This window comes from uncultured Ruminobacter sp. (genome assembly GCA_902764345.1).
In the GTDB taxonomy this organism is placed as follows: domain Bacteria; phylum Pseudomonadota; class Gammaproteobacteria; order Enterobacterales; family Succinivibrionaceae; genus Ruminobacter.
On the sequence record CACWVT010000040.1, the window covers coordinates 1 to 15939 of the forward strand.

Here is a 15939-nt window from a genome sequence, read left to right on the forward strand (position 1 = left end):
TTACACGGTAAATCCACGTTTTTACATTCATTCGTGGAGGTCGTTTCATATTGTCTTTTATATTATTAATCGGTCTTTTTGCATACGGAACGGCAAGTGCAGACGTAATGGTATCTGCCGGAAGCAACGGATTTGCAATGCAGATATCATCCGCTCCCGTCTTCAGCCCTGCTCCGGTTCCCGTACAGCCTCATGTTGTGCATCACGTTCATCATGCACCGCCTCCACCTGTACATCATCATGGCCCGCATCATCATGGCCCTCATCATCCACACGCACATCACCACGATCCGCACCATAATCATGGACATCGTCACTGATGGAAAGGTCTGGCAAACAATTTAGTATAAGCATAATGACATTCTGAATCATGTTTACTGCAATATAGCGTAAACCTGATTCTTTTATAACCATCCAAAACCAGAATCTTATGCAAAAGACCATTCAAATGTTGTACTTCGTGACGTGATATACTTATCCAATACATCTCCGTCAGTTTACGCACCATGGAAGACATTTTGAAAGAATCTCTGCTACTGCACGCAAATATTCACAGAATCCACACCACGCCCCTGGGGAATCAACGACTCTGTAAGAATCTGAAAAATACTGATGCAGTGCAGTTCTGCATAAACATAATTCTAAATCCAGAATGTACGGTTCACAGAGAAGGAAAAAACTGGTATTGCGAGGCAGACGGCCTAACCATAACCATAAATTCATCAAGCTGCACCATAATCACGGCTCACCGTCATCGTAAAAAAACAAACCTTCCGCAATGACAAAATACTTTTCCGAAAAAGCGTATTTTAAAATTCATACATTGTATAATCTGCTAGTATCATAACCATATAAAGGAAACTGAAGTTACCATGATTTACGGAATTATCGGCGCAATGCCTGAAGAAATAGAGTCTTTAAAAAAGAACATAGATAATGTAGTCACCCATAAAGTAGGCAGCAAGGAATACTACACAGGCAGAATTAACGGTAAAGAGGTGGTTCTGACCTGCAGTGGCATAGGGAAAGTATCAGCCTCACTGGCAACCTCTCTCATTATTTCGAAATTCAATGCTGATCTGGTAATCAATACCGGTGTAGCCGGAGGTTTAAAGCCGGAAACCAAGGTTCTGGACGTAGTAATAGCTACCGGAGCCTGCCAGCATGACTTTGACCTAAGAATCTTCAACTACAAATTAGGTCAGGTTCCGGGATTTTCTCCAGTAATCAAGCTTGATGAACAATTAACGGAAAAGGCAGTAACCGCAGCAAAAATGTCTGCCGCAAAATTCGGGTTCAACGTACATTCCGGACTGGCCATCAGCGGTGATCAGTTCATTGCAGGTGGGGAACATAATAAAATGCTGTCTGAAAACTTTCCGGATGCGTACACCACCGAAATGGAAGCAGCTGCAATAGTTCAGGCCGCGGCGATTCTGGAAAAACCGGCAATCATTATCCGCACGATTTCAGACAATGCAAATGAAAAGGCTGATATGACTTTTGAAGAAATGCTACCGCTTGCCACCAGAAACAGTCAGGATATAACACTAAGACTATTGGAAATCATCTAAAACAATGTACGGAGGTCGGATGGTTCCGCCTCCGAAAACTCCTTCACAAACCGCAACCGTTGAACCGTTCTGCCATGATTACAGCGTCCTTATCCAGACTGAGATTTCTTACCATCACAATGTTTCTTGTTCTTAGTCCCTTCTCCAAGGGATTTGCAACCGTGGACGATGCCGTATCACCGGCATCTTCAGTGCAAACAGACACCGGAATATCAGTCAGTGCAGGTCAGAATAAGATGGAAGAATCAGGAAGCATAAAAGTCGTAAGTTTTTCTCCTGAAATATCTGAAATCGTAGCCTCCATTGACGGAACAGATAATATTGTAGCCACGGACATCAACAGCGTATACCCGGAGCAACTGAAAAAACTTCCGAAAGTTGCAGATTACTACGGTGTCAATCTTGAAGCTCTTTCAGCCCTCCAGTTTGACAATATTCTTCTGAGCAGAGATTTCAACAGTCTTATAATCGGTAAATTAACAAGATACAAAAACAAACTCAGAATATATTCAATAACCGACAGTGATGAACTGCTGGACACCATACGTACCCTCGGTCAGCTTCTGCACAGAGAAGAAAAGGCACAGCAGGTCATAAACGACATAAAACAGAAAATCGGTGACCTGGCCGCAGGTCACCGTTCGCAAAAACAGATCCGTACCGTTCTTGTTATTTGGGATAAACCTTTACTTGTTGTTGGCGGCTCGGCATTTTTAAACAGAGCCGTAAAGCTCTGCGGAGGAATTAACATATTTGAAGATCTGCCGATAAAGTTTCCTGCCATTTCAGCTGAAAAACTGATTAAGGGGAAACCTGATGCCGTAATATCACTTGTTGATAATACCGAAAATCTCCCTAAATCCCTAAGGTCAAAAACCTTCATTCTTACAAAAGAAGAACAGGACACTTTGATGAAAATATCCCCCAGAAGCTTTGACACAGGAATTCCGGCCGTATGCAGAGCCATTGAATCGGTAAGATAGCGTATAGACCATTCTTAGACTCCATGTTTTAAGGAATCCATGAAGCCATGGTTCACACGCACCATATAATCAGAACTCTCTGCTGCGTTTTCCGAAAATATTTTAGCCATATGCATGGTTCTGGTTTTATTGAAAATTAAAATAGATTATATATAATCATAACCATTACAACACAGGCCTTTAAATGGCTGTTATCTTCAGTTTTCCCCATCTTTGTTTACGAATATTCCACCCGAAATTTCGTTTCATGCAGTGTAAGTTTAAAAGAAGGGGACCGTTCCCGTAATCAGCAGTAATAACAGGATGAATAAATGAGCATAAACAATCTTCCTCCAGACGAACAGGACCAGGAAACTCATGGTTCATTCAGTGAGTTTGTCCAGGGTATTAAACAGCTTAAAGCCAATACCGTAGAACATAAAAAACCCCTTATGGATCCACAGATATCCCAGATGCTTAAGGATCGGAGCTCAGAGGAGAATAAAGAAGAGGAGCTTGACTTTTTTTCAACCGCCAGCATGGAGTTTGTTGATCCTTTGGATATAATCAGTTACAAAACCCCGGGATTACAGTTTGGAGTAATGAGAAAACTGAAGGCCGGCGAATACTTTCCGCAAATGGGAGTAGATTTACACAACAACACCATCGAGCAGGCATATAAAAAAGTAAGAAAGTTGGTACTGAAAGCATATCATGAAGACGTGAGATGCATTATTATTGTTCACGGCAAAGGTGAATTTTCAACTCCAAAGGCTCTGCTGAAAAGCTATGTAGCTCACTGGCTAAAAATGATGCCGGAAGTTCTAGCCTACCACACAGCAATGCCATATCACGGAGACAAGGGAGCAACCTACGTGCTCATCAAAAAAGGAGAAGGCTCTCGTCTTGAAACAAGAGAAATGCACTCCAAAAGAAATTAAAACGTTATGAAAGCTAAAACTGTCACCATTTTGACTAATAATCAAGCAATCGGATCAAAAAGGTGAAAAAAAACTTTTATTTTTAAACTTTCATGATAATATACACACATCGAAAGCGTGGAGGGGTTCCCGAGCGGTCAAAGGGAGCAGACTGTAAATCTGCCGACTCTGTCTTCGAAGGTTCGAATCCTTCCCCCTCCACCATTTTCAAGATATGCTGAGAGTGATTATTCACTCTTTTTTTGTTTCTGGAGTTCACTAATCGAACCTGTATCCCACTTAGAATTATTCTAAAACAGTCTCATTCGAAATCATCTTTCTTATTGTCCCTGTTATGTATTCATATTGAATACGCAAACGTGTATTTTTCTAACACCGATATGACATAAAATGAAAGGAGGACGAATAAATCGTCCTCCTTTCATCACTTAACGTACACTTATTTCAAAAAAATGCTCATCGTTAAATGTCTCTTAAATATATGCTCAGAATGAAGCTGTTATTTTCAGAAAACATTAATCTAAAAAGGAGCGCTCAAATTGTTCTCTAAGCTTTCTGTGTGACTCCATCTGTTCGGCCTGAGCCTTTTCCAGCTTAACAAGGAACTTAGGATATTCCTCATCATATTTTTTCTCAATTTCCTCAAAAGTCATACCATTTAACTGAGCGAGCTTTTCCATGGCCCTTTTCTGCATTAATTCAGGAGGCACGGACAGCAAATCCTTAGCAGCACACATTGGACATAACAGATACTTCTCATCTGTAGAGTAAAACTTAATCATGTTACCGAACTTTATTTTCTTTTCATCACTAAGACCGTCTGCCATCTTAGTTATGGATACTTCAGCTGACTCATATGAAGTGGTGTCAATTTTTGGAGAACATCCCATAAGACCTAACGCAAATAAGGATACGGCAAAGTATTTAATATAATTCATAACATCTCCTCTTGTTAATATCATGTTAAACGAATGACAAAAAATACGAAATGTGAATTATCTGCAGATCATTGTTTTTGTTCCTTAATTTTTTAATTATTCAGCATTTAAATGTGATGTATATCACACTTAAACATTTTTAATATCTGACTGATAATACTGAATACAGTCCTCGCTCAAACCTGATTTTTCCATACCATGATAATTTTCGAATAAGAATCTGTCGCTGATTCTTCACATTCTTATGATTGAATTCCATTAATACAAATATTAAAAAAGGCCTGATTCCTCAATCGGGAATCAGGCCTCATAATGCAATGCGTCGGATTAAATCACGTGCACATGTCAACCATTCGGGTAAGATTACTTAACAAGGATATTAAGCATACGACGTAAAGGTTCTGCAGCACCCCATAATAACTGGTCACCAACAGAGAAAGCAGAGATGTAACCCTTACCAAAATTGGTTTCACGAATACGTCCAACAGGAACGGTTAAGGTACCGGTTACCTTAGCTGGGGTTAATTCATGAATGGTTTCTTCCTTATTATTTGGAATTACCTTAGCCCACTGGTTGTGGTTCTTTAACATTTCATGAATATTTTCAACGCTTACGTCCTTCTTAAGCTTGATTAAGAATGACTGGCTGTGGCAACGTAATGAGCTGATACGTACACAGTTGCCGTCTACAGGGATGGTAGCAGGAGCAAGACCTAAGATCTTGTTGGTTTCAGCCATACCCTTCCATTCTTCCTTACTCTGACCGTTTTCAAGCTGAACGTCAATCCAAGGGATTAAGGAACCGGCCAGCGGAACCATGAATTCCTTGGTTGGGAAGCTTTCAGCTCTCATTGTGTCACGAACCTTCTTTTCGATTTCGAGAATTGCAGATGCTGGGTTCTTTAATTCTTCAGCAACTGAGTCATGTAACACGCCCATCTGAGTTAATAATTCACGCATGTTCTTGGCACCGGCGCCAGAAGCAGCCTGATAGGTAGAAGACTGAATCCATTCAACACAGTCATTCTGGAATAATCCGCCTAAACCCATTAACATTAAACTTACGGTACAGTTACCGCCAACATAGGTTCTGATACCCTTGTTGAGAGATTCATCGATAACTGCTCTGTTAACAGGATCGAGGATAATAACGGCATCGTCCTTCATTCTGAGGGTTGATGCGGCATCAATCCAGTAGCCCTTCCAACCGGTAGCCATGAGCTTGTCATACATGCTCTTGGTGTAATCACCGCCCTGACAGGTCACGATGATGTCCATTGAACTTAAAGCATCAACATCGTTAGCGTCTAATAAAACACCTGCATCCTTACCGCAAAATACAGGAGCCTTCTGACCGGCCTGAGAGGTAGTGAAAAACACAGGATCGATATTGGCGAAGTCATTTTCTTCTTCCATACGGCCCATTAATACTGAGCCAACCATACCGCGCCAGCCAATAAAACCAACTTTCTTCATATTTAATTACACCTAAATAATTAACTTAAAATTCTGAAATTACCGGCTTGCAGCCGGAATTTGATTAAACAATCAAAAATTTGCGGGTAATTATATCAAAAAAGATACAATCCTCATAACAAAAAATACTGATTGTTTTAGATTACGTTGCGAGCGCTTTCCACGTGGATTACAGACATTCCAACCGGATGTTCAGCCCGATAATAACGTTATTTTACGCACTGAAGCGGAATTGTTAAGGATTCGTTTCTGCCGTCGGCATGCAGGTCCACGGAAACATTTCCATTGCCCTCATATATTCTCTTAACCAGTTTCATGCCGCAAAACACGTTGTTAAGATGTAATTCGGCATAAAACTTCTTAAGAGATTCGTCGTCAAAACGATTGTCAAGTTTCTCCATGGAGAACCCGACATGAAACCGAACATTGAGAGAATCATCATAAGTTATGCTTTCAATTGTAAAACCATCCTCCTCTGACGCAAATGGAAACGCCCTGTCGGCAGCATCCAGTTCATCCGTCAGTCCGAGGTTCGGAAAAAGAAACATTCTCATGCACACATAAAGAACAAGACCAACCAAGGCGGCACAGACGTACGGAATATATCCTTTCAAAATTTCCTTCATTTTTTCTTCCTGTCACGACGGAACAAACATCAAAGTTTCCAAAACATAATCATATCAGATGAGCATTTTATTTCAGTAATTTGTTTATTTGATCCGTAAAAACATAATGTCGCTCAGGAACTTTCAGGATTAACGTTACACAGGTATCGTCCCCTCCTTTAACAGGTTTTCAGGCATTATTCAGTCGCATCCGTTCTTATAATCATGTAGCAATTATTGTGATAAAATGCCTCTCAACTTAATCAATTCACCATTCCGAGGACTTTTCATCCATGACATTTCTTGCCGGCAAAGACAGAGAAATCGAACAGACAATCGACTTATTCACAAAAGAACTGACAGAGCTTGGACTTGAGCTGGAATTTACCACAAAGCTTAATCCAGGAATCAACCTGTACTCATGCGAGCTTGTCGACAAAAATAACCCTGGACTGATTCACACGAACGGAAAAGGCATCACGGAAAAGGCCTCCATTGCCTCAGCACTCGGCGAAATGGCGGAAAGACTGCTGAACCAGTCTTTTTTTGATTCCTATTACATGGGTAACGCCACCGATGATCTTCGGTTCAACAGATATCACGATGAAATATGGGTCAAATACCCGGAAGGATACATTGATGATCAGGGACGTCTGAAACTGGAAAAGATGGAAATTTTCAGTCCGCGTAAGAAAAAGGATGTCTGCGATTTCTTCATAAAGAACGGACTTTTTTCAAAAAAGCTGATCGACGAAATAGGCTGGATGACCTTAAGACCGCTTACCGACTACGTTACTTCCAACACGAAAAAAGGAATCTGCGCCGTTCCGATGACGAACGAGCATTATCCTGAGGAAAAGGCATATTTTCCTCTAAGGTACCTTGAATCATGCTTCTGCACCAACGGCATGTGTGCGGGAAATACCCCGGCGGAAGCAAAAGTGCAGGGGCTTTCAGAAATATACGAACGTTTTGTCAGACGTTTCCTGTTCGGTTACGTTCCTGAGAGTTTCAGCAGGGATTTGGCGAAAACCAACATCAGGGCTCTGCCGGAGATTCCGGAAGAATTCATAAAAACAAAATACCCTGAAATAGCCGATACCCTAAAGGAATTCGGAAAACACGACATTCGGATTACATGCTACGATGCGTCCCTAGGCGGTATTTTTCCTGTCGTTGCCGTATGTGCCCGTCCGGTAAACTCCGTAAAATACAAGATTTCTGTAGGTGCGCATCCAAACATGAAGATTGCATTGGAAAGAACACTTACGGAACTGATGCAGGGCGTTGAATGGAAGAACATCGACTACGTTAACTTCAACCTGAAACCTTACATCAACAGCGACTTTACCGACACCAGCCGTAAGTACAGTGACAGCGACCTTCAGTACAAAAATGCCGAATGTTCCTGTGAAGAATGGGACGGCTGTGCCGAAAGCAGTGAAGACTGTCAGTCAGACATTCCTGAATCAGGTGATGACAAAACCATGGTGTGGAATAGTACGGAAGACATGTTCAACAGTCTTTCATCCCTGTCCGGAGAAGATATCGGCAGACAGGCTGAAATAGAAGAATTTCATTTCAGGGATTCACTTAACTTCATAAACAATTTCATCGACGGCTCAGGTGACGTTCATCCAAGCTTTTTCACGCATAAAAGCAAATTTCACTTCGTTGACTGGTCACTTGACGATGCAACCACGGAAGATGAATATGTCTTTCTGCTTAACATCAGCAGAAAATTAAACAAAAAAGTCTGGTGCTACGATGCGAGCTACAAGGATTTATACGCATACAGACTTATTATTCCGAACCTGTCAGAAATATATATTTTTGACGGAAGAGAAAACGAGGACGAACTCAACGATCCTTCCATTTCAAGATGTTTCATGGAGATTTCCGAAAACGACTGCAGACTTCCGGTCTTTCAGGATGCCGACACCTCAGGCAAAATCTCAGACATTCTTCACCTTGTTGAAAACGACTGTCAATATGCAGGGCTGAACATTTACTCAATGGAAAGCATGATTGATCTTTTCAACCTTATCCACGAAAACATTGAAGAATGCTGCGATGAAAATGAAGAAGATCCTGGACAAATCATATACGATAAAGCCATAGATCTGGCCGAACATTTCCTATCAGCTCCGTTCGCCACAGGTAATTCGTTACTTTATTCCGTATGTATGATCATGCACATAAGACTGCTTATGGAAGACGAAAAAGGTTATTTAAATGAAGATGCCTCTAGATTTATTAATATTTTCTGCGATAATGCAACACAGCAATTTGCCGACAAGGTTATCAATGCCGATACTCAGGCGGATTTAATGAACCTGTTGCGTCTGAATATTGATAAAAATCCAAAACTCGGCAGCTTGATAAAAACTTTCAGAAAACTGATTAAAATACAAACAAATTTTCATAAAAACAGTTAATTATGTAAATTAATTACAAAAGTATTTTACAGATAAATGTGATGTAGTTCAAAAATATTGGGTTTTTACTTAATTATAATTTAACCAAAGAAACAAGAATTATGGAACCAGTTAAGATACCAACAACATGCTGTCTGACAGCAGAGGAAACAGCTAAAGCCGCAGAATCAATAACAGAACATAAAGCAACAAAGCCTTTTTTCAAATGTGCTCTCATGTCCGTAAACGCAGGAGCCTTCATTGCACTGGCTTTTATGTTCTACACCACAGCCCTTGCAGACGGACACGGAAAGCTTGTCGGTGGCCTGTGCTTCTCTCTCGGCCTGATTTTCTGTGTACTCCTTGGATGTGAACTGTTTACCTCATCTACCCTGACTCTGGTCGCCAGGTCAGCCAAACTGGTAACCTGGAAGACGGTACTTAAAAACTGGTGCGTGGTGTACTTCGGCAACCTCGTCGGCGGACTCATTATAGTCCTCCTCATGATGCTCGCAAGGCAGTACAATGGTTTTCACGGTGAATGGGGCAGAATTATCCTTAATACAGCACTCCACAAGGTAAGCCACATGCATCCCGGTGAGAGTTACTGGATAGGCTTTACCGAAGCACTGTCCATGGGCATATTCTGTAACATTATGGTTTGCGGTGCCGTATGGCTCGGATTTGCAGGTAAAACCCTTACGGACAAAATTCTGGCAATGATTCTACCGGTTGGAATGTTCGTTGCATCAGGTTTTGAGCACAGCATTGCAAACATGTTTATGATCCCTGCAGGCATAAGTATGGTAAACTATGCAGGAAATGAATTCTGGCAAACTATCGGACAATCCCCCGAACAGTATGCCGATTTAACAATAATAAACTTTATTGTTAATAATCTGATACCGGTAACAATCGGCAACATCATAGGCGGAGGCCTGATGATTGGCGTATTTAACTGGTATGCAAATTGTCGCGCCGGCCACAAAAAGGCATAAGGCGTTTACTAGCTACCTAAAACCAAACAGAGGTAATGAAAATGGCAGAATTAAATGAGCTTCAGAAAGTAGCCTGGGAAGGTTTCCAACCAGGTGCTTGGCAGGAATCTATCGATACCCGCGATTTTATTCAGACTAACTACACTCCATATGAAGGTGATGAATCATTCCTTGCTCCAGCTACTGAAGCTACCAAGACTCTTTGGAATTCAGTAATGGAAGGCATCAAGATCGAAAACAAGACTCACGCTCCTGTTGACTTCGATCCAGACACTCCGTCAACCATCACTTCACACAAGCCTGGTTACATTAACAAGGATCTTGAAAAGATTGTTGGCCTCCAGACTGATGCTCCACTCAAGAGAGCAATTATGCCTTTCGGCGGTATTCGCATGATCAAGACTTCATGTGAAACCTACAACAAGCCATTCAACAAAGAAGTTGAAAAGATCTTCACTGAATATCGCAAAACCCATAATCAGGGTGTATTCGATGTTTACACTCCGGACATCAGAAACTGTAGAAAGAGTGCGGTTTTAACCGGTCTTCCTGACGCTTACGGCCGTGGCCGTATCATCGGCGACTACCGTCGTATCGCTCTTTACGGTGTTGATGCACTGATGAAGGATAAGTTCAAGCAGTACAACTCATATCAGGCTCAGCTCGAACATCCAAAGGATGAAAGAGAACTCGAAGACGTTATCCGTGCCCGTGAAGAAATCAATGATCAGTATAAGGCTTTAGGCCAGTTAAAGCAGATGGCTGCTTCTTACGGCTGTGATATTTCTGGTCCTGCAAAGACCGCTAAGGAAGCATTACAGGCAACCTACTTCGGTTACCTTGCAGCCGTTAAGTCACAGAACGGTGCAGCAATGTCTTACGGCCGTACTGCTACTTTCCACGATATCTACATTGAACGTGATATCAAGAGAGGTATCTTAACTGAATCTGAAGCACAGGAACTTGTTGACCACATGATCATGAAGCTCCGTATGGTTCGCTTCCTCCGTACTCCAGAATACGATTCATTATTCTCAGGCGATCCTATTTGGGCAACCGAATCTTTAGGCGGTATGGGTCTTGACGGTCGTACTCTTGTTACCAGAACCTGCTTCCGTTACCTCCACACCTTATACAATATGGGTACCTCACCAGAACCAAACATGACCATTCTCTGGTCTGAAAATCTTCCAGCAGCATGGAAGAAGTTCTGTGCCAAGGTATCTATCGACACTTCTTCAATTCAGTACGAAAACGATGACTTAATGCGTCCAGACTTCAACAGTGATGACTACGCTATCGCATGTTGCGTATCTCCAATGGTTGTAGGCAAGCGCATGCAGTTCTTCGGTGCCCGTGCAAACCTCGCTAAGACCCTTCTTTACTCCATCAACGGCGGTAAGGACGAACGTCTTGTTGACGAAAACGGCGTTCACATGCAGGTTGGTCCAAAGACTGACATTCCTGCAGGCGAATACCTCGAATTCAATGATGTAATGGAACGTGTTGATCACTTCATGGATTGGCTTGCAACCCAGTATGTAACCGCTCTTAACATCATTCACTACATGCACGATAAGTATGCTTATGAAGCAATTCAGATGGCACTCCATGACCGTGACGTATTCCGTACCATGGCTTGCGGTATCGCAGGTTTATCAGTAGCAGCAGACTCACTCTCTGCTATCAAGTACGCCAAGGTTAAGGCTGTTCGTGACGCAGATAACGTAGCTACCAAGTTCGAAATCGAAGGCGACTTCCCTAAGTATGGTAACAATGATGACCGCGTAGACAGCATTGCCTGTGACCTCGTTGAACGCTTCATGAAGAAGATCAAGAGTCGCGTAACCTACAGAAATGCTTTACCAACCCAGTCAATCTTAACCATTACTTCTAACGTTGTATACGGTAAGAAGACCGGTGATACTCCTTGCGGTCGTATCGGCGGTAAGCCATTTGGTCCTGGTGCAAACCCAATGCACGGCCGTGACGTTAAGGGTGCGGTAGCTTCATTATCTTCTGTTGCAAAGCTTCCATTCACCTATGCAAAGGACGGTATTTCATATACCTTCTCAATTGTTCCTGCAGCATTAGGTAAGGAAAGCGCTCAGCAGAATGCAAACTTAATCGGTCTGCTTGACGGTTACTTCCACCACGATGCAAACCACGAAGGTGGTCAGCACCTGAACGTTAACGTTCTCAACCGTGAAACCCTGATCGACGCACAGCAGAATCCTGAAAAGTACCCAATGCTCACCATTCGTGTATCAGGTTATGCAGTACGTTTCAACTCCTTAACCAAGGAACAGCAGGACGACGTTATTTCACGTACCTTCACTTCATCTCTCTAATACCGAGATTTAATGAAGCAGACGTGCTGACGTAATAACATAAAACTCCGGATTAAATAATCCGGAGTTTTTTTATAAAAGTTACGAAAGTCTTTCAGTGGAATAAAACCCGTCCGCAAAAATATCATCAGCCGTAAAGATTTCTGCTGAAATACCTGTCGCCGCGATCCGGAAGCACCACCACGATATTCCCGGTTGCACCACCGTCAATCAGCTTTAAAGCAGCGCTGAGAGCACCTCCGCTTGATGAACCTGCAAAGATACCTTCCCTTCGAGCCAGGTCTCCACTGAACAGATAAGCCTCTTCATCCGTAATCTTAATGACTTTATCCACATAGGACATGTCCATGGTATCAGGAATAAAATCATTTCCAATTCCCTCAATATTATAATCTCCGTGATCACCTCCGCCCATTGTTGAGCCGATGGGATCAGCCAGCACTCCTTGTACATTAGGATTCTGTTCCTTCAGATATTTCAGAACCCCGGTAAAAGTTCCACCACTGCCTGCCCCTGCAACGACATAGTCAACCTTACCGTCAAGATCGTTCCATATTTCCGGACCGGTTCCTTCATAATGAGCTCTAGGATTGCTTAACGACCTAAACTGATCCAGTATGACGGCGTCAGGAGTGTTCCTTACCAATTCCTCAGCCTTTGCAGCTGCCCCGAGCATGCCGCCCTCTCTTGAGGTATTTATAATCTCTCCCCCCAAAGCTTTCATGAGTATCTGCTTCTCAGGTGAAAATTTAAGTGGGACGACAAAAATAGTCCTATATCCCTTTTCGAGTGCTGCAAATGCCAGTCCCAGCCCGGTATTTCCTGCAGTCGGCGCCACAATCACACTGCGTCCGGGAATAATAAGTCCTTTTTCCTCCGCTTCGCGGAGCATGTACATTCCCGTACGATCCTTTACGCTGCCGGACGGATTCCACAACTCCAGTTTTGCAAAAAGCCTTACGCCTTCGGGAAGAGCACGAAGTCTGGTTAGTTCCACAAGAGGTGTATTACCTACAAGATCATGCATTGATTTATAGTAGCGACCCATATCAACTCCTACTCTCATTTAATGCGTTTTCCAAATCAGCTATAAGAGAATCGATATGCTCTATTCCCGGAGAAAGCCGGATGAGATTATCTGTTATGCCAAGCTTCTCTCGTATGTCTGCAGGAATGGATGCATGAGTCATTGTTGCCGGATGGCATGCAAGCGATTCAACACCGCCTAGACTTTCTGCCAGAGTAAACACCTTAAGTGAATGAAAGAATTTTCTGACGTCATATCCCTTTTTGAGTTCAAACGAAAACATGGCGCCGCCGTTTACGGCCTGAGATGCATTTAGTTCATAGCCTGCAAATTCCTTTAAGCCCGGATAATAAACCCTGCTGACTGCCTGATGTGCAGACAGATAATCAACCAGTTTTTCAGCATTCTGCACATGTCTGTCCATTCGCACACCAAGCGTTTTAATTCCCCTGATTAATAGGAAAGAGTCAAATGGCTGTAACACACCTCCCGTGCTGTTCTGAATAAAGGCGATTTTATCGGCCAGCCCTTTTCCTCCTGCCGTAACCACAAGACCGGCAATCAAATCACTGTGTCCGCCGAGATACTTTGTTGCACTGTGAACAACTATATCAATGCCGAAACTCAGTGGGCGCTGCAGATACGGAGTCATAAAGGTATTGTCCACAATTGAAATAATGCCGTACTTTCCGGCAAGAGCGGCAATTCCGGCAAGATCCGTTATTTCCATAAGGGGATTGGTCGGAGTCTCAACATATATTGCCTTAACGTCAGGAGTTATCCTCTCTTCAATTTTCTTTAAATCCCCGGTGTCCACAAGTTCATAATTTAAATTAAATCTCGTGAAAATCTTATCCAGTACCCTGAACGTTCCCCCGTATACGTTTCGGGAAACCAGAATTTTATCCCCAGCCCTGAAAAGCATCAGCACTGCAGATATGGCTGCCATACCGGAGGCAAACGCAAATCCAGCCTCACCGCCTTCAAGAACCTTAATGGTATTTTCCAAAGCCGCTCTCGTCGGATTTCCGGTTCGTGAATACTCCCAACCGTTAGTCGGACTGTTAAGGCTCTGCTGTTTATAAGTAGATGTCTGATAGATTGGAACGTTCACTGCTCCTGTCTGTGTATCATGATCAAAGCCACCATGAATCAACACCGTCTCAATATGTGTATCCGTACTCATGTTTATCTCCATTTTGCTTTAGTAATTATTTTTAGTTTTAGGATTTATAATTCATCTGTTCGGGAGTCCATGATTCAATGATCCACCCGTAGGCTAAAGCCTCTCGTCTTGCTCCTACCGGATCCTGATTAAGGTAATTCCCGCATTCTCTTTTTGACGCCCCGGGAATGTCGCCGTTAAATCCGGAGATATAATCAAACGCACTCCTTACCAGATTAATGGCCTCTTTTTTCGAGACAGAATCCCTTAAAAGAAGGTAAAAGCCGGTACGGCATCCCATCGGACCGGCATAAACAACCCTGTCGGCGAAAACGCTGTTACGCACATATGTCGCAAGCAGATGCTCTATTGTATGAAGGGTTCCGGTATCGAGATAATCTCCGGAATTGGGCTTTTTCATACGCAAATCGTACGTAATAACGTCCCCGTCCCGGCGTGAAATATAGATCCCGGGCTCCAGAATATTATGATCAACCTGAAAGCTTGCTATGGTTTTCATGATTCTTCTCCTTTTCTACCTTACTTCTCTGCGTACCGCACTGATGAGATGAATATTATCGAATGCATGAAGGCCATCACTTCTGCCTCTGAAATAATGGTGTTCTATTGCTTTCGGCGACAAATGATTAACCACTTCAAATCCAGCACTGTTCAAAGCCTGCCTGATTTCGGAAAGTCTGAACCCGTGAACCATCGGTTCGCCGAAACTCTGCGTTATTCTGGCTAACGTTCTTGTTCTTTCAGATGCATTTTGAGCGAGCGTCGTCTCATCCGGGAAATCAAAAACCACCAAATCCCCGTCATGTGCAATGGAACTGAGAGTCTTCAATGTTTCCGTAAAGGTCGGTAGTGAAAGGTAATATGAAACTCCTAGAATACTGAAAACCGTAGGAACTCCGTCAGCAAAATCCTGAGCATAAAGTCTTTCAGCTAGACGATCCCTTGCAAAATCGACCGGAACAAACCGGACACCCTGCGGAATACGCCAGCTTAACTCCCTGATTCTGTCGAGCTTAAACCTCTGCGTATCCGGATGATCCACTTCAAACACGGATATGGAATCATTTGCATTTCGAAAAGAAAATGTATCCATACCGGCTCCCAGTATCACATACTGAATTCTGCCCTTATGTCTTCTTGTGAAACGATTAATGATCCTCTCCGTAAAATCTATTCGTATAAGAGGAATCGGCGCTATGTAATCGGCAAGATTGCCGGAAAACTTTTCTTTTGAAAAACCGCCGTAAGTTTTTGGTTTCACGGCATTCCCGGATTCTCTTGTTGGAATGTCCGCTATAACTCCGGCTATTTCGTTATATCCGTCAAATCCCATCAAATCAAAAGCAAGATAATCATCGAAGATTTTCTCCTTTGAAAAATTTGAATGATAGGCCCTGGCAAATGCACACAGCTTTGCCGTTGTACTCTCCTGTTTAGTTATCATTGGTATTCCCGTAATTATCA

The 15939-nt window shown here is 42.7% G+C and carries 15 protein-coding genes and 1 tRNA gene; 8 read left to right on the top strand and 8 right to left on the bottom strand.

The window, feature by feature from the left end; all coding sequences use genetic code 11:
• Positions 1-162: 162 nt before the first annotated feature.
• Positions 163-414, bottom strand: a complete 252-nt coding sequence (locus QZU58_RS07585; protein ID WP_294495904.1) for a hypothetical protein — start codon at positions 412-414, stop codon at positions 163-165.
• A gap of 92 nt (positions 415-506) precedes the next feature.
• On the opposite strand from QZU58_RS07585, the gene QZU58_RS10215 reads away from it, so the two are divergent.
• The 5 genes from QZU58_RS10215 to QZU58_RS07605 all read left to right on the top strand — a co-directional run bounded on the left by QZU58_RS10215 (position 507) and on the right by QZU58_RS07605 (position 3681).
• Positions 507-782 carry a DUF3781 domain-containing protein gene (locus QZU58_RS10215; RefSeq protein WP_363174830.1) on the top strand — a complete coding sequence of 92 codons (276 nt, stop codon included), beginning with the start codon at positions 507-509 and terminating at the stop codon, positions 780-782.
• A 90-nt stretch (positions 783-872) separates the two neighbouring features.
• Positions 873-1574 carry a 5'-methylthioadenosine/adenosylhomocysteine nucleosidase gene (locus tag QZU58_RS07590; protein WP_294460168.1) on the top strand — a complete coding sequence of 234 codons (702 nt, stop codon included), beginning with the start codon at positions 873-875 and terminating at the stop codon, positions 1572-1574.
• Positions 1575-1648: 74 nt separating this feature from the next.
• Complete coding sequence (locus QZU58_RS07595) at positions 1649-2557, top strand: helical backbone metal receptor (RefSeq protein WP_294495905.1); 909 nt, start codon at positions 1649-1651, stop codon at positions 2555-2557.
• A 311-nt stretch (positions 2558-2868) separates the two neighbouring features.
• Positions 2869-3477 (top strand): DNA endonuclease SmrA, encoded by a 609-nt coding sequence (gene smrA / locus QZU58_RS07600; RefSeq protein WP_294460162.1) that lies wholly within the window; start codon positions 2869-2871, stop codon positions 3475-3477.
• Between the two features lie 119 nt (positions 3478-3596).
• Positions 3597-3681 (top strand) — tRNA-Tyr (locus QZU58_RS07605).
• Between the two features lie 311 nt (positions 3682-3992).
• Here QZU58_RS07605 and QZU58_RS07610 read toward each other — a convergent pair.
• From QZU58_RS07610 to QZU58_RS07620, 3 genes are all read right to left on the bottom strand, one after another.
• Positions 3993-4415 carry a DUF6694 family lipoprotein gene (locus QZU58_RS07610; protein ID WP_294460159.1) on the bottom strand — a complete coding sequence of 141 codons (423 nt, stop codon included), beginning with the start codon at positions 4413-4415 and terminating at the stop codon, positions 3993-3995.
• Between the two features lie 363 nt (positions 4416-4778).
• On the bottom strand, positions 4779-5891 hold the full coding sequence (gene asd / locus QZU58_RS07615; RefSeq protein WP_294460157.1) for an aspartate-semialdehyde dehydrogenase: 1113 nt from the start codon (positions 5889-5891) through the stop codon (positions 4779-4781).
• Positions 5892-6100: 209 nt separating this feature from the next.
• Positions 6101-6517: a hypothetical protein gene (locus tag QZU58_RS07620; protein ID WP_294495906.1), complete on the bottom strand. Its 417-nt coding sequence runs from the start codon at positions 6515-6517 to the stop codon at positions 6101-6103.
• A 272-nt stretch (positions 6518-6789) separates the two neighbouring features.
• Between QZU58_RS07620 and QZU58_RS07625 the strand changes: the two genes are divergently transcribed.
• The 3 genes from QZU58_RS07625 to pflB all read left to right on the top strand — a co-directional run bounded on the left by QZU58_RS07625 (position 6790) and on the right by pflB (position 12262).
• Positions 6790-8934: a YcaO-like family protein gene (locus QZU58_RS07625; RefSeq protein ID WP_294495907.1), complete on the top strand. Its 2145-nt coding sequence runs from the start codon at positions 6790-6792 to the stop codon at positions 8932-8934.
• 101 nt (positions 8935-9035) lie between these two features.
• On the top strand, positions 9036-9911 hold the full coding sequence (gene focA, locus QZU58_RS07630; protein WP_294495908.1) for a formate transporter FocA: 876 nt from the start codon (positions 9036-9038) through the stop codon (positions 9909-9911).
• A gap of 41 nt (positions 9912-9952) precedes the next feature.
• Positions 9953-12262: a formate C-acetyltransferase gene (gene pflB, locus QZU58_RS07635; protein WP_294460861.1), complete on the top strand. Its 2310-nt coding sequence runs from the start codon at positions 9953-9955 to the stop codon at positions 12260-12262.
• Between the two features lie 127 nt (positions 12263-12389).
• Here the strand turns inward: pflB and QZU58_RS07640 are convergent, their stop codons facing one another.
• From QZU58_RS07640 to QZU58_RS07655, 4 genes are read right to left on the bottom strand one after another with little or no spacing between them, the layout of a single operon-like run.
• Complete coding sequence (locus tag QZU58_RS07640; protein ID WP_294495909.1) at positions 12390-13310, bottom strand: cysteine synthase family protein; 921 nt, start codon at positions 13308-13310, stop codon at positions 12390-12392.
• 1 nt (position 13311) lies between these two features.
• A complete protein-coding gene (locus QZU58_RS07645; RefSeq protein WP_294495910.1) occupies positions 13312-14475 on the bottom strand; it encodes a PLP-dependent aspartate aminotransferase family protein in 1164 nt (387 codons plus the stop codon).
• 37 nt (positions 14476-14512) lie between these two features.
• A complete protein-coding gene (locus QZU58_RS07650; RefSeq protein ID WP_294460867.1) occupies positions 14513-14974 on the bottom strand; it encodes an S-ribosylhomocysteine lyase in 462 nt (153 codons plus the stop codon).
• Between the two features lie 15 nt (positions 14975-14989).
• Positions 14990-15919, bottom strand: a complete 930-nt coding sequence (locus QZU58_RS07655) for a class I SAM-dependent methyltransferase (protein ID WP_294495911.1) — start codon at positions 15917-15919, stop codon at positions 14990-14992.
• Positions 15920-15939: the final 20 nt, after the last annotated feature.